This window comes from Glycomyces sp. NPDC048151 (assembly GCF_043202775.1).
Taxonomy (GTDB): Bacteria; Actinomycetota; Actinomycetes; order Mycobacteriales; family Micromonosporaceae; genus Glycomyces.
The window spans coordinates 308371-321472 of sequence record NZ_JBIDBB010000001.1 but is presented as its reverse complement, the minus strand read 5'-3'; the positions used below and the strand labels follow the sequence as shown (position 1 = coordinate 321472).

The window sequence follows — 13102 nt, the reverse complement described above, 5'->3', positions numbered from 1 at the left end:
GGCCCTAGTACGGCAGGTCGAAGAGGGTGACGAGGGCGCGGTTGAGGTGTTCCATGGTGCGGCCCGAGAGCATGCACGCGCAGTCGGCGAGACTGCCGACGCTGGTCTGGCCGACTTCGGCGACATGGACGAAGCCGCCCACCGGGTCCTGGTCGCCGCAGGGCACCGAGGCCGGTCCGGGCCTTCGGCCCAAGGGGGCGACGAGCACGCAGCCGGTGTGGGTGGCGGCGTTGAACCGGTCGTCGGAGAGCACGACCACCCGCTTCCCCGTCGGGGTGTGCATGTAGACCTCGCCGCGTCTCAGCGGCCGCCGCTCTGACTTCGCCTCTTCTGGTGACACGTCTACTCCTCGCCGTCCCCGGCCCACAGTTCGCGGGACTCGCGGCCGGTGGCCTCCAGCCAGTCCCGATGCTCGAGTGCGCCCTCCCCGGCCGCCTCGAGCTCGGCGGCGAGCGCGGCACGTCGCGCTGCGCGGGCGATCCAGGCGGTCGGTTCCAGGCCTTCCGCAGCGGCGACGGTGGCGATGACCTGCCAGTCGCGGTCGTCGATGCGGACGGTGATCGATCGTTTCGGCATGGCGGCGTGGCCCTTTCATGCGGCGGGGAGACGCGGCACTCTTCGGGTCGGAAGAGGCGTGCGGGCTCCTCGAGGATGGCATGAGGTTCGCTCGGTTTCGAGACTGACCACGGCGACATGAGTACTGTTACTTCTTCGTTATGTTGCACATGCATTTGCATGTGCCTCTCATGTATGGAGTGAGCTTACCTCTCGGGCAACTCCGCGGGCAGTCCCACAGTGCGGTCTGTCGGGAACTTGACTCAAGCCGTTCGGTCTGCGGCCCTTGGCATTCGAGGACCCGGCGTCAACCGGCGAGCTCGGCGGCGAGCCGCTCGAACTCGGCGGCGATGTCGGCGTCGGCCTGACTGTAGGTCTCGGCGCACTGACGCAGGTCGTCGGCCCGGCGGCTGATGGATGCACCGAGGCGGCCGGTGAGGTCGGCGAGTTCGGCGCAGCCTTCGGCGTAGGCCTCGGCGAAGAAGAGGCCGGGCAGACCCCAGGTCATCTCGGCGGCTCCCGCTTCGCTTGCGGCCGTTGCGATCGCCTCCGCGTTCGGGGCCAGGTCGTCGAGCGATCCGGCGGCGGCCTCCAGTTCGTCCGGGTCGACCTGCCAGCGGGCGGCCTCGGCGACGAGGGCGGCGATGGTGCCGGCCTCGGGGCTCAAGGCGTCGGTGACGTGCCCGTAGACGTCGGCGGCCGCGCCCTTCGCGGCGTCGACGACGGCGGTGCCCGCGGTCGTGAGGAGTTCCTTCCAGAGCCGGTACTCCCCGGCGGCGCGGTCGACGACGGGGTTGGCGCGCAGGAACTTCAGGAGCTTCATGAAGATCTGCTGCGCGAACTGGAACTTCCTGGTGGCCTTGAGGAGCATGCGGGACGCCGAGATCACGGCGTCCATCACGAACGCGGCCACCGACGCCCCGGCGGTCGGGACGCTCGCGGCGAGCGCCACGATCCCGCGCGTGACCGCCCAGGACACGAGCTCGGTCAGGACCGCCTTGATGACCTCGTAGATCGTCTCGGCGAGCATCCGGGCCCAGTCGAGCAGCGCGGCGACGTCCTTGGCGCGCTCGCTCATCGAGCCTGCGGTGGCGGCCAACCCGCCGATGGCGTTGCCCGCTGCGGCGGCGGCCTCGCCGTCCCAGGTCTTGACGTTGGCGTCGGCGGCGTTCGCGATCTCCTCGTCGAGGGCCCCCAGAGCGGCCTCGACTTGGCCGAGGACGTCGATCTGGTGCTGCATCTCGGTGGCGTCGCCGGAGACCATCATGAGCAGTTCGTCGAAGGGCTGCACGAGGTCGAGGATGATGGTGAGCCCGGCGCCGACGAGGGTGCCGACGGGGTCGGTGATGACGCCCATGACGTCCTCGCCGAGGCCCTTGATCTCACCGGCGATGGTGAACGCAGTGCTCACGGCGCTTTCGCTCCCGGCCTGCTTGATCGCGTCAGCGGTGGCGGTGTAGCGGCTGACGAACGGCACGTCAGTCCACTGTGTTCCTGATTCCTGCTGCTCGACCTCTTCGTAGCGGGTGATGTCGGAACCGTGGAGGTCGGTGTCGCTCAAGGCAAGTCCCATCGGGTGAGTGGAGTGGACACTCGAACCCTATGGACTGCTAGGTGATTTGCGGGGTAATGACACGTTTCGGCAGCCGCGTCGTCGTGCTCGCCTCACGCGCGCGGCGGCTTCTGCCAGGCGAGGGGGTCGGCCGCGAGGACGGCTTCGGCTATGGCGCGGGCGGACTCGGTCGTGAGGGCGGCCTGGCTGCTGTTGATCCACTCCTCGACCTCGGCGCCGGTGTGGCGGTACTCGACGGCTTGGATGAGGCATTCGAGCTTGTCGGCGTCCTTGGCGCAGCGCGCCTCCGGGCTGTCGTTCGACTCGAATTCGGCGACGGCGTCCGCGATGAGGGCGGCCACCGGCGCGGGGGCGTCGGCGACCTGGTCGGCGACGATGGCTTCGGGCGGGGCGGCGGTGAGGTAGCGGCGGCCGATGTGCGGGATGTCGCCGATGCGGGTCTCGGGGGTGTCGTGGAGGACGGCGAGGAGCGCGGTCCGGTTGGGGTCGGCGCCTTCGAGCGCGGCCAGGACCATGCCGACGAGCGCGGCCCGGTGGGAGTGCTCGGCGACGCTCTCAGGGTCCTTGATCTGGGCGAACCACCACCCGGTGCGCTTGATGCGCTTCAGGTTCCCGGCTTCGATCAGGTACTCGGCGATGCCGTCCATGTCGGTCATGGTCGCTCCCTCGTCAGACAGCGCGGCCCTGCCCTGGGCCGCGCACCGAGCGTAGCCGCCGCCCGGGCGTGCTGCGTCAGGACGGCGGCGCGCGCCGCCGCCGATGAATCCGCCGCCTCGGCGTCGTCTATACGGGCATAACCAGTCGACCACCTCAAGGAGCCCTCGTCATGAGTACTGCCACCGCAGCCCCTTCCGTCTCTGCCGCAACGCAGTCCGCCTCCACGCGCCGCCTGCTCGCGTGCGGCGTGCTGGCCGGGCCGCTGTTCGTCACCGCCACGATCGCGCAGGCGGCGACGCGCGACGGGTTCGACCCGGTCGTGCACCCGCTGAGCATGCTGAGCCTGAGCGAGCTCGGCTGGATCCAGATCGCGAACTTCATCGTCTGCGGGCTCCTGGCCCTGGTCGGCGCGGTGGGCCTGCACCGGGCGCTGGGCGGCGGACCGGGCGGCACGTGGGGGCCGAGGCTGTTCGGGCTGTACGGCATCGCGCTGGTGTGGGGCGGCGTGTTCGTCGCCGACCCGGCCTTCGGCTACCCGGCCGGGACGCCGGACGGCGCGCCGGCAGAGCAGAGCTGGCACAGCATCCTGCACGCGTTCGCGGCCCCCGCTGCGGGGATCGCGCTGCTGGTGGCGTCGTTCGTGTTCGCGCGCCGGTTCGGGCGCGAAGGGCGGGGGCTGTGGCGCGCGGCCTGCTACGCCGTGGCGGTGCTGTACGTGGCGCTCACCGTGGCCGCGTTCCCTGCGGCCGACTACCGGTGGATGCTTGCCGGGGGCGCGCTCACCTGGCTGTGGGCGGCCGCGGTCTCGCTGCAGGTGCTCCGCTCGAGCCGCTAGCGCAGCGGCGTTGAGGGGCGGGCCGCATCGCGGCTCGCCCCTTCGTTGTTGAGCGGTCAGTCGAGGGTGGCCGCGAGGGCTTTGAGGCCCGCGGCGAGGGTCTTGGGGTCGGGTGCGTTGTCGGGGTAGGACATCCACTGCATGACGACGCCGCTGACGAGGGCGAGCTGGACAGCGCCGACGGTGCGGATCGTGTCGGCGTCGATGGTCTCCTCGATCTCGCCGGTCGCGAGGGCGGCCATCGCCGAGAGCGCGCCGGGCTGGCCCTTGGCGTAGATCTCGGCGAGTTCGGGGGTGCGCTGGGCCTGCATGAACAGCTCGAAGCTGGCCATCCACATCGTCCGGTTGCCTTTGACGTGGTCGATGAGCAGGTTCCAGACGGCTTCGAAGCGCTTGGGGCCCTTGGGTTCGTCGAGCTTCGCGAGCTGGGTCTGGAGCCCGGCGTCCCAGTCTTCGAGGGAGGCGAAGAGCGCCTGCTGGAGGAGGGCCTCGCGGGAGCCGTAGTGGTAGCCGATCGCGGCCATGCTGACCCCGGCGGCGGTGGCGATGTCGCGCACGGTCGTCCGGTCGTAGCCCTTCTCGAGCAGGCACTGCTTGGCTCCTTCGAGGAGCGCTTCTCGGTTTCCCATGGGGCTGATCCTAACAGCGACCTGCGCATTTGCCTAGCGCGATCGCCTTGCGCAAATTTTTTAGGCGATCGCCTTGCACGTTTGCGCAAATCTTTGGTACGGTTCTGCCAGACGCGGACGAACCCCGTTCCGCACCAGTCGAAAGCGAGCCCCCCAATGGCTTTCCCCAAGACCGTCAAGACCGTCAAGACCGTCGCCGCGAGCCTCGCCGCCGCCGGTATCGCCGCCGCCTCCATCGCGTACGGCACCGCCGCCGCCAGCGCGGCCCCCACCGCCCCGACCCTGGTCGACACCGAGCTCGGCGCGCTCCAGGGCTCGGCGGACGCGGGCGTCCGCTCCTGGCTCGGCGTCCCCTATGCCGCCCCGCCAGTCGACGAACTGCGCTGGGCCTCACCGGAACCAGCTGACTCGTGGGAGGGGGTGCGGGAGGCGACGGAGTTCGGGAACGTGTGCGCCCAGGGCACTGCGCCGATGCCGGGCATCCCGAGCACCGACGAGGACTGCCTCTACCTGAACGTGTACGCCCCTGAGAAGGTCCGCGGGGACCTGCCGGTGATGGTGTGGTTCCACGGCGGCGGCAACTCGTACGGTGCGGCCGAGCAGTACGACCCGTCGCGGCTCGTCACCGAGGGCGGCGCGGTCGTGGTCACGGTGAACTACCGGCAGGGCCTGTTCGGGAGCATGTCGCACCCGGCGCTCGACGAGGGCGGGGAGGTCACGTCCGGGAACTACGGGCTGGAGGACCAGCAGGAGGCGCTGCGCTGGGTCGGCGAGAACGCCGGGGCGTTCGGGGGGGACGCGGACAACGTGACGATCTTCGGCGAGTCCGGCGGCGGCTACGACGTCTGCGCGCACCTCGCGTCCGATAGCTCGGCAGGGCTGTTCGACAAGGCGATCATGCAGAGCTCGCCTTGCACTTCCGACTGGGCCCCTTCACGGGAAGAGGGGCAGGAGCGGGACATCGCGATCGCCGAGACGCTGTGCCCTGACGCGGAGGACGTCGAGGCGTGCCTGCGCGGTCTCAAGCCCGAGGACCTGAACGCGGCCACCGTGAACGAGTACGAGGTGCAGCCGGTCGTCGGCGGACCGGTCATGCCCGTCGCCACGGCAGACGCGATCGCTACAGGCGACATCAACGACGTGCCGGTGCTCGTCGGGATCAACCGTGACGAGAACCAGCTCATGACCGGTGGCATGGAGGTCCTGTCCGGCCACGTGATGACCGACGTGGAGTACCTCCCCACCCTGGAAGAGCAGTTCGGCCACCTCGGCGCCGGGGCGGCCGAGGCGATCGCCGCCGAGTACCCGTTGAGCGACTTCGAGAACCCGGCGAAGGCCCTCGCGGCCGTGCAGACCGACGCGGACTGGGCCGCGAACCTCTCGGGCACGATCGACGCGCTCTCCGGGCAGGTCCCGACCTTCGCCTACGAGATGGCCGTGACGGGCACGCCTTACTTCAACGAGTTCCAGGCCCCGTCGTGGGATATGGACGCGTACCACATGGTCGACGTCGCCTTCCTCTTCGACACCACGATGTTCGCCGACCGCCGCGCCGAGGTCGAGCCGCTGGCGGACCTGATGGTCAAGTCCTGGACCACCTTCGCCCGCACCGGAGACCCCGACGGGCGCGGCCGCTGGCACGAGGCCGACGGCGACTGCGACGTCCGCCAGCTCACCCCTGAGGGTGCGCGCACCATCGACTTCGCCGACGAGCACCACCTCGACTTCTGGAAGTCTTTGAACGCCTGACCGCAATCGAACGGGGCGGACCGCCTGGTCCGCCCCGCTTTTTCGTGCGGCAGAACCGGTCAGGCACAGTGCGGTGGGCGGGGGCGTGAGTCGCAGGAAGCAGGCCGGCGGCGCGAGTCGCAAGACTTGGGCCGGGGGCACGAGCCGCAGGACTTGGGCCGGGGGTCCGAGTTGCGAGCCGCGAATCGGAATCCGAAGCCCGGGGCGCGGGGCGCGTACCCACGCTCGACTCGACTCGACTCGACTCGACTGAGCTCAGCTTGGCTCGGACTGGCTCAACTCAACTCGGCCCTGCCCGGCCCGGCCCTCTCGTCTCGTCTCGTCTCGTCTCGTCTCGTCTCGTCTCGTCGACGGAGCCTCGTTCAGGTGGCGTTGCGGGCCAGGCGGAAACCGAGGCCGTCGATGCGGAGGGTCGGCATGGTGCGGCGGTGGACGTCCGCCCGGCAGGACCAGTGCTCGTCGAACCATCCGCCGCCCTTGATGACCCGGTAGTCGCCGTAGACCTCGGCGTCGTAGACGTCGAAGCACCAATCCCAGGCGTTGCCGATCATGTCGTGTAGACCCCAGGCGTTCGGTGCCTTCTCCCCCGCAGCGGTGCAGACACCCACCAAGCCAGTGATCTGCATCACCAATCAGGCTTCGCTGTCACGTTCGCTTCGCGGCGCGGTTCAACCGGATGTCAGCGTCCCCGCGAATCGAACCGGAGCTTCCCATGACCATCGCCTACATCATCGTCACCATCGCCGCCGCGCTCTGGGTGGGCTTCTCCGCCTATTCGATCTTCACCAAGGCCGCCTTCGTGGTCGAGCCCCTGCAGAGCTACGGCGTGCCGCAGTCGTGGTGGTTCCTGCTCGGCCTCGCCAAGGCCGCCGGAGCGGTCGGTCTCATCGTCGGCCTCTTCATCCCGTTCATCGGCGTCGCCGCCGCCATCGGCATCATCCTCTACTTCCTCGGTGCGGTCGTCACGGTGCTGCGGGCCCGCTCGTACAAGACCGTGGTCTACCCGGTCATGTACCTGGTCCCGGCCGTCGCAGCCCTCATCCTCGGCGCAATTGCCTAAGCGAGAGCGCTGTGAATGCCCGGCGAGCGGGCCCGCGAAGAGCGCGGGCCCGCCTCCGTTCGCGGCTACTTCTGCCACTGCTCGGCGAAGGAGACGCCGACCTTCGGGTTGCCGATCAGCGCCAGCGGGGTGAAGAACCCGATCTGGCCGAGGACGCCGATGAGGACGACGATCTCCTTGTCACTGAGGTGCTCCCGAGCCGCGTCGACCAGCTCGTCGGTGACGCGCTCGCCGGTCGGGTTCGGGGTGTGCACGGCCTCGGCCAGGGAGAGCGCGGCGCGTTCGGCGCCGGTGAAGTACGGCGCGGTGCGCCAGGTGGCGACCGCCCCGAGTCGCTCTGGGGTGTCCTCGGCGTCGAGGAGCTGGCGGGCGGTGAAGTAGGAGCTGCCGAGGATCTGGCCGACGCGCAGCAGCACGAGGTTGACGAGCTGCTTGGGCAGGACGCCCTCGTCGTTCACCTTGTTCACGGCGGCGGCGATCTCGCCGACGACGGGAAGGTGCTGGACCGGGTTCTCGATGCGGGGGTAGGTGCTCATCGCGGTGTTCCTTTCGGGTTGGTCAGTTACACCGCATTGACGAGACAGCGGCCGAAAGTGTGACCGCAGGAGTCCACGAAAGAGATGAGTCGCGCGTCACACTCCTGTGAGCAGCCAGCGCCAGCGCGGCAGTTCAGCTACGAGGCTGGCGGCCGTCAATGCGCTCAAAGCGGTTGCGGCCCACCATGGCCAGGCGATCCAGGCAGCGGCGACGCCGCCCACCATGGTGACGGCGAGGATCGCGACGGTCGCCCACCCGGGTACGGGGATGAGGGCGTGCGGTTTGTCGCCGGGGGTGGCGTAGACGGTGGGGACGGCGATCGCGGCGAGGACGACGGCGATCGCGAGCGGCAGGGAGAGCTGCGCGAAGGCCGTGCCGATAGCGGCCCAGGCGCCGAGTTCGGTGGCGAAGCGAAGCAGGGCCGCTCGCCGGCGGGTGGGTGAGGCCGCGCCGAGTTTGTGGACAGGGGTCATGCGGTCATCTTGTCGCAGTGGGGTGTCGGCGCCGCGGCCGGTGGGCGGAATGCGGAGGGGCCCGGCCGTTCGAGAACGGCCGGGCCCCTCCGATGCGTCTAGCCGACGAGCGCGCCGACGCCGAGGATCGCCTTGAGGTCGGCCGAGAGTTCGACTGAGGGCCGCACGCGCCACTGGTCGCCGAGGGCGAGGAGGGTCGTCTTGGGCCCGTTGGCGAGCTGGACGCGCACCTGAGCTTCGCCGCGGTGGGTCTTGAACGTATCGGAGAGCTTTTCGATGAGGTCCGGGTTCACTGCGGCCGCCCTGAGCGCCAACGTGATCGGCGCGGAGTTCGCCTCCGGTCCGGTGGACGTGTCCAGGACGGCGAGGTCCTGCGCGATGAGCTGCGCGGTGCCGTCGCGGCGGTCGAGCTTGCCTTTGACGCAGCACACGAGGTCGTCGGCGAGCGAATCCGACACCAGCTCATAGGTGTTCGGGAAGAACCGGACCTCGATCGAGCCGGCGAGGTCCTCCAGTGTGGCCGACGCCCACAGCTTGCCCTGCTTGGTGACGCGCTTGGCGACGTTCTGGAGGATGCCCGCGACGCGCACGTTCGCGCCGTCGGCGATCTCCTCGCCGTGGAGCGCGGCGATCGGCCGGTCGGCGTTGGAGGAGAGCAGCCGCTCGAAGCCGTTGAGCGGGTGGTCGGAGACGTAGAGGCCGAGCATCTCGCGTTCGAACGCGAGCTTGTCGCGGCGGTCCCATTCGTCGTCGGCGATGGTGAGGTCGACACCGAGGGTCTCGGTCGTGTCCTCCATCATGCCGCCGAACAGGTCGAACTGGCCGCGGGCCTCCTCCTTCTTGATGGAGACCATCGCGTCGATCGCCTTCTCGTGCACTTCGGCGAGGCCGCGCCGGGCGTGCCCGAGCGAGTCGAACGCGCCCGCCTTGATGAGCGATTCGACGGTGCGCTTGTTGCAGACGGGGGCGGGCACCTTCTGCAGGAAGTCCTTGAAGTCGGCGTAGGGGCCCTTCTCCTCGCGGGCCTCGATGATGCCGGCGACGACGTTCGCGCCGACGTTGCGGACCGCGCCCATGCCGTAGCGGATGTCCTTGCCGACCGGGTGGAACATGTGGCGGGACTCGTTGACGTCCGGCGGCATGACCGTGATGCCCATGCGGCGGCACTCGGACAGGTAGATCGCGGCCTTGTCCTTCGAGTCGCCCACGGAGGTGAGCAGCGCGGACATGTACTCGGCGGGGTAGTTCGCCTTGAGGTAGGCGGTCCAGTACCCGACGAGGGCGTACCCGGCGGCGTGCGACTTGTTGAACGCGTACCCGGCGAAGGGCAGCATGATGTCCCACAGGGTCTTGATCGAGTCCTTGGAGTAGCCGTTGCCGAGCATGCCGGCCTCGTAGTCGGCGTACATCTTCTCCAGGACGTCGACCTTCTTCTTGCCCATGGCCTTGCGGAGCATGTCCGCTTGGCCCATCGTGAAGCCCGCGAGCTTCTGGGCGATGCGCATGATCTGCTCTTGGTAGACGATCAGGCCGTACGTCTCGGAGAGGATGTCCTCGAGGGCCTCGCCGAGCTCCGGGTGGAGCGGGACGACCTCTTGGCGCTTGTTCTTGCGGTCGGCGTAGTTGTTGTGCGAGTTCGCGGCCATCGGGCCGGGCCGGTACAGGGCGTTGACGGCGATGATGTCGTTGAACTCGGTGGGCTGCATGCGCTTCAGGAGTTCGCGCATGGCCGCGCCGTCGAGCTGGAACACGCCGAGGCTGTCGCCGCGTGCGAGCAGCTCGTACGCCTTTGGGTCGTCCGTGGGGAGCGTGTCGAGGTCGATCTCGACGCCCCGGTTGAGCTTGATCGCCTCGATCGCGTCGCCGATGACGGTGAGGTTCCGCAGGCCCAGGAAGTCCATCTTCAGGAGGCCGATGTCCTCGCAGGACGGGTAGTCCCAGCCGGTGATGATCGATCCGTCGGGCCTGGCCCACATGGGGATGCAGTCGATGAGCGGCTGCGAGGAGAGGATGACCGCGCACGCGTGGACGCCCGCGTTGCGGATCAGGCCCTCGAGGCCGAGCGCGGTGTCGAAGATCGTGCGGACTTCGCTGTCGTTCTCGATGAGGGTGCGGACCTCGCCGGCCTCCTTGTACCGGGGGTGGCCGGTGTCGAGGATGCCCGAGAGCGGGATGTCGGTGGCGGCGACGGGCGGCGGGAGGGCCTTGGTGATGCGCTCGGCGATCGAGAAGCCGGGCTGGCCGTGGTGGACGCGGGCGGCGTCCTTGATCGCGGCCTTGGTCTTGATCGTGCCGAAGGTGATGACCTGGGCGACGAACTCCTTGCCGTACTTCTCGGTCGCGTACGTGATCATCTCGCCGCGGCGGCGGTCGTCGAAGTCGATGTCGATGTCGGGCATCGAGACGCGCTCGGGGTTGAGGAACCGCTCGAACAGGAGACCGTGCTCGATCGGGTCGATGTTCGTGATCTTCATCGCGTACGCGACGAGCGAACCGGCGGCCGAGCCGCGGCCGGGGCCGACGTAGATGCCGATGGAGCGGGCGTGGCTGATGAGGTCGGCGACGACGAGGAAGTACGACGGGTACCCGGCGTTGATGATGACGTTCAGCTCGAGGTCGGCCCGCGCGAGGTAGTCGGCAGGGACCTCCTGGCCGGGGAAGCGGTCCTTGAGGCCGTCGAGGACGAGGTGCCGCAGCCAGGTGCCCTGGTCGTGGCCCTCGGGGACGTCGATGACCGGCATGCGGTCCTGGACGGCGAAGATGTCGTCGTACGACTCGACCATCTCGGCGACGAGCAGCGTGTTCGCGCAGCCCTCCTGCCACAGGTCGTCGGTCTTGATGCCGTACATCTGCTCGGCGGAGCGCAGGAAGTAGCCCTCGCCGTCGAACTTGAACCGCTTCGGGTCGTCGAGGGTGGTGCCCGACTGGACGCACAGCAGCGCCGCGTGCGTCGACTTCTGCTCCTCGGTCACGAAGTGGGAGTCGTTCGTGACCAGCGGCGGGATGCCCATCTTCCGGCCCAGCTCGTACAGCTCGTCCTTGACGCGCACGTCGATCTGGTTGTTGTGGTCCATGATCTCGAGGAAGAAGTTCTCGGCCCCGAAGATGTCCCGGTAGTCGGAGGCGGCCTGGTAGGCCTCCTTGGTCTGGCCGAGGCGGAAGCGGGTCTGCACCTCGCCGGAGGGGCAGCCGGTGGTCGCGACGATGCCGTCGGCGTGCTGGGCGATGAGCTCGCGGTCCATGCGGGGCTTGTAGTAGTAGCCCTCGAACGAGGCGAGACTCGACATGCGGAAGAGGTTCCGCACGCCCGTGGAATTCTTGGCGACCATCGTCATGTGCGTGTAGGAGCCGCCACCAGAGAGGTCGTCGCCGCGCTGGGACGGCTCGCCCCAGAACACGGGCTTCTTGTGGAAGCGGTCCTGCGGCGCGATGTAGGCCTCGATACCGAGGATCGGCTTGACGCCGGTCTTCTTCGCCTGCTGATAGAACGCGTAGCCGCCGTACATGTTGCCGTGGTCGGTCATCGCGATCGCGGGCTGTCCCAGCCGCTCCGCCTCTGCGAACAGGGGTTTGAGTTTCGCGGCGCCGTCGAGCATCGAGTACTCGGTGTGCACATGCAGGTGGACGTACTGTTTCGACACGCTTCACTCCCGCTTTGACCTGTGGTTTCGCCCGCTGCGGGCCACCGCGCGGCGCTGCCACGGCACTGGCGCGGGCGGCCCGGTTCAGACCTTCCACCCTATCGCCCCGTGAGAGTCGGCAGCGCTGACTCCGCGCCGCCATGCCCTCCCTCTCAGCCCCTGAAACCCACCGCGTGAGACCCGACACGCGGTACCACAAACCGCAAACAGAACCAAGTTATCCACAGGCCTTATTCAGGCAGAATTTAGTTATCCACAGGGCAAAAAATAATTCTTGCCAGTACTGGGCATGTCACGGACAGTTGTTATATGCACACGACACAAGCGAGAATCAAGCTCAACGGCCCCACAGACCTCCTGACCACCATCCCGCTCCTCCTGGGATTCCATCCGGAACACAGCCTCGTCATCGTGGGCCTCAACAGCGGCGAACTCCAATGCACCTTCCGGGTCGACCTGCCAGGCTCGGCCGACCACCTGGAGCACCTGCCGGACCTCACCGCGCAGCTGAGCCTCAACGAATGCGACGGCTCAGTGGTCGTCGTCTACGGCGAGGCCGAACTCGCGAAGGCCGTCGCCGAGCGTGTGTCCACCCGCCTCCACGCCGCCGGGATCGAGCCGCTCGACCACCTGCGCGTCGCCGAGGGCCGGTGGTTCAGCCTCACCTGCGGCAAACCCTGCTGCCCGGCCGAAGGGCTGGTGCTCCCGGAAACCTCCGCGGCCTCCTGCGAAGTCGCGGTCGCGGGAGGCTACGCGGAGGCCGACCGGAGCGCGATCACCGCGCAACTCGCCCCTGCCTCCGACGGCAGGCGGTCGGCGGTGGCGCTCGAGGTCACGGCGGCGCTCATGTCCGACGCCGAGCTCGACTGGGTCGCGCAGCGCGACCTCGACCTCCAGGCGATCGACCATTGGATGGGCGCGAAGACACTCCCCGACCCGGAAGGGATCGCCGCAGTCGGCCTGGCCTTGGGGGATCTTGACATCCGCGACTACGCGCTGCGCCGCATCAACTCGGGCCGGTTCGAAGGCAACCGGCTCGACCTGTGGATCTGGGTGGCCCGCCACCTCGAGGACGACCTGGTCGCCCCGGCCGCGACAGTGGCGGGCTTCGCCGCCTACCGGTTCGGAAACGGGGTGCTCGCCTTGGAGGCCTTCGAACTCGCATTGAAAGCCAGCCCGCACTACCGGCTCGCCCAGATGCTCATGGCCGCCCTCCAGGCAGGCATCCCGCCGGGCGCCCTCTCAAGGATCGGCTGCGGAGACCGAGAGGAAGCAGAGGTCAACGACTGACCGAACCGGCCCACGGCCCACGGCCCACGGCCCACGGCCCACGGCCCACGGCCCACGGCCCACGGCCCACGGCCCACGGCCCACGGCCCACGGCCCACGGCAC

At 68.9% G+C, this 13102-nt stretch carries 12 protein-coding genes and 1 pseudogene; 4 read left to right on the top strand and 9 right to left on the bottom strand.

What is annotated here, in order from left to right:
* Nucleotides 1–4: 4 nt before the first annotated feature.
* The 4 genes from ACGGCP_RS01575 to ACGGCP_RS01560 form a co-directional block, all read right to left on the bottom strand.
* Nucleotides 5–340 (bottom strand): hypothetical protein, encoded by a 336-nt coding sequence (locus ACGGCP_RS01575; protein WP_392959526.1) that lies wholly within the window; start codon nucleotides 338–340, stop codon nucleotides 5–7.
* Between the two features lie 2 nt (nucleotides 341–342).
* Nucleotides 343–576, bottom strand: coding sequence for a hypothetical protein (locus tag ACGGCP_RS01570; protein ID WP_392959524.1), 234 nt, complete (start codon nucleotides 574–576; stop codon nucleotides 343–345).
* A gap of 286 nt (nucleotides 577–862) precedes the next feature.
* On the bottom strand, nucleotides 863–2128 hold the full coding sequence (locus tag ACGGCP_RS01565) for a hypothetical protein (RefSeq protein ID WP_392959521.1): 1266 nt from the start codon (nucleotides 2126–2128) through the stop codon (nucleotides 863–865).
* 92 nt (nucleotides 2129–2220) lie between these two features.
* A complete protein-coding gene (locus ACGGCP_RS01560) occupies nucleotides 2221–2784 on the bottom strand; it encodes an HD family hydrolase (protein ID WP_392959518.1) in 564 nt (187 codons plus the stop codon).
* A 170-nt stretch (nucleotides 2785–2954) separates the two neighbouring features.
* On the opposite strand from ACGGCP_RS01560, the gene ACGGCP_RS01555 reads away from it, so the two are divergent.
* Entirely contained in the window at nucleotides 2955–3620 is a 666-nt protein-coding gene (locus ACGGCP_RS01555) for a DUF998 domain-containing protein (protein WP_392959517.1), read from the top strand.
* A gap of 56 nt (nucleotides 3621–3676) precedes the next feature.
* On the opposite strand, the gene ACGGCP_RS01550 is transcribed toward ACGGCP_RS01555, so the two are convergent.
* Nucleotides 3677–4249 (bottom strand): TetR/AcrR family transcriptional regulator, encoded by a 573-nt coding sequence (locus ACGGCP_RS01550; protein WP_392959514.1) that lies wholly within the window; start codon nucleotides 4247–4249, stop codon nucleotides 3677–3679.
* 156 nt (nucleotides 4250–4405) lie between these two features.
* Here ACGGCP_RS01550 and ACGGCP_RS01545 point away from each other — a divergent pair, with 156 nt between their 5' ends.
* Nucleotides 4406–5998: a carboxylesterase/lipase family protein gene (locus ACGGCP_RS01545; protein ID WP_392959511.1), complete on the top strand. Its 1593-nt coding sequence runs from the start codon at nucleotides 4406–4408 to the stop codon at nucleotides 5996–5998.
* Between the two features lie 362 nt (nucleotides 5999–6360).
* Here the strand turns inward: ACGGCP_RS01545 and ACGGCP_RS01540 are convergent.
* Nucleotides 6361–6585 (bottom strand): annotated as a pseudogene (locus ACGGCP_RS01540) (formylglycine-generating enzyme family protein); the annotation flags it as partial.
* A gap of 125 nt (nucleotides 6586–6710) precedes the next feature.
* Here ACGGCP_RS01540 and ACGGCP_RS01535 point away from each other — a divergent pair.
* Nucleotides 6711–7058 (top strand): DoxX family protein, encoded by a 348-nt coding sequence (locus ACGGCP_RS01535; protein ID WP_392959508.1) that lies wholly within the window; start codon nucleotides 6711–6713, stop codon nucleotides 7056–7058.
* Nucleotides 7059–7123: 65 nt separating this feature from the next.
* Here ACGGCP_RS01535 and ACGGCP_RS01530 read toward each other — a convergent pair whose 3' ends face one another.
* The 3 genes from ACGGCP_RS01530 to dnaE form a co-directional block, all read right to left on the bottom strand.
* Entirely contained in the window at nucleotides 7124–7594 is a 471-nt protein-coding gene (locus ACGGCP_RS01530) for a carboxymuconolactone decarboxylase family protein (RefSeq protein WP_392959506.1), read from the bottom strand.
* A gap of 96 nt (nucleotides 7595–7690) precedes the next feature.
* Nucleotides 7691–8068 (bottom strand): hypothetical protein, encoded by a 378-nt coding sequence (locus tag ACGGCP_RS01525; protein WP_392959503.1) that lies wholly within the window; start codon nucleotides 8066–8068, stop codon nucleotides 7691–7693.
* A 98-nt stretch (nucleotides 8069–8166) separates the two neighbouring features.
* Entirely contained in the window at nucleotides 8167–11709 is a 3543-nt protein-coding gene (gene dnaE / locus ACGGCP_RS01520) for a DNA polymerase III subunit alpha (RefSeq protein WP_392959501.1), read from the bottom strand.
* A gap of 309 nt (nucleotides 11710–12018) precedes the next feature.
* On the opposite strand from dnaE, the gene ACGGCP_RS01515 reads away from it, so the two are divergent.
* A complete protein-coding gene (locus ACGGCP_RS01515; protein ID WP_392959498.1) occupies nucleotides 12019–12999 on the top strand; it encodes a DUF4192 domain-containing protein in 981 nt (326 codons plus the stop codon).
* Nucleotides 13000–13102: the final 103 nt, after the last annotated feature.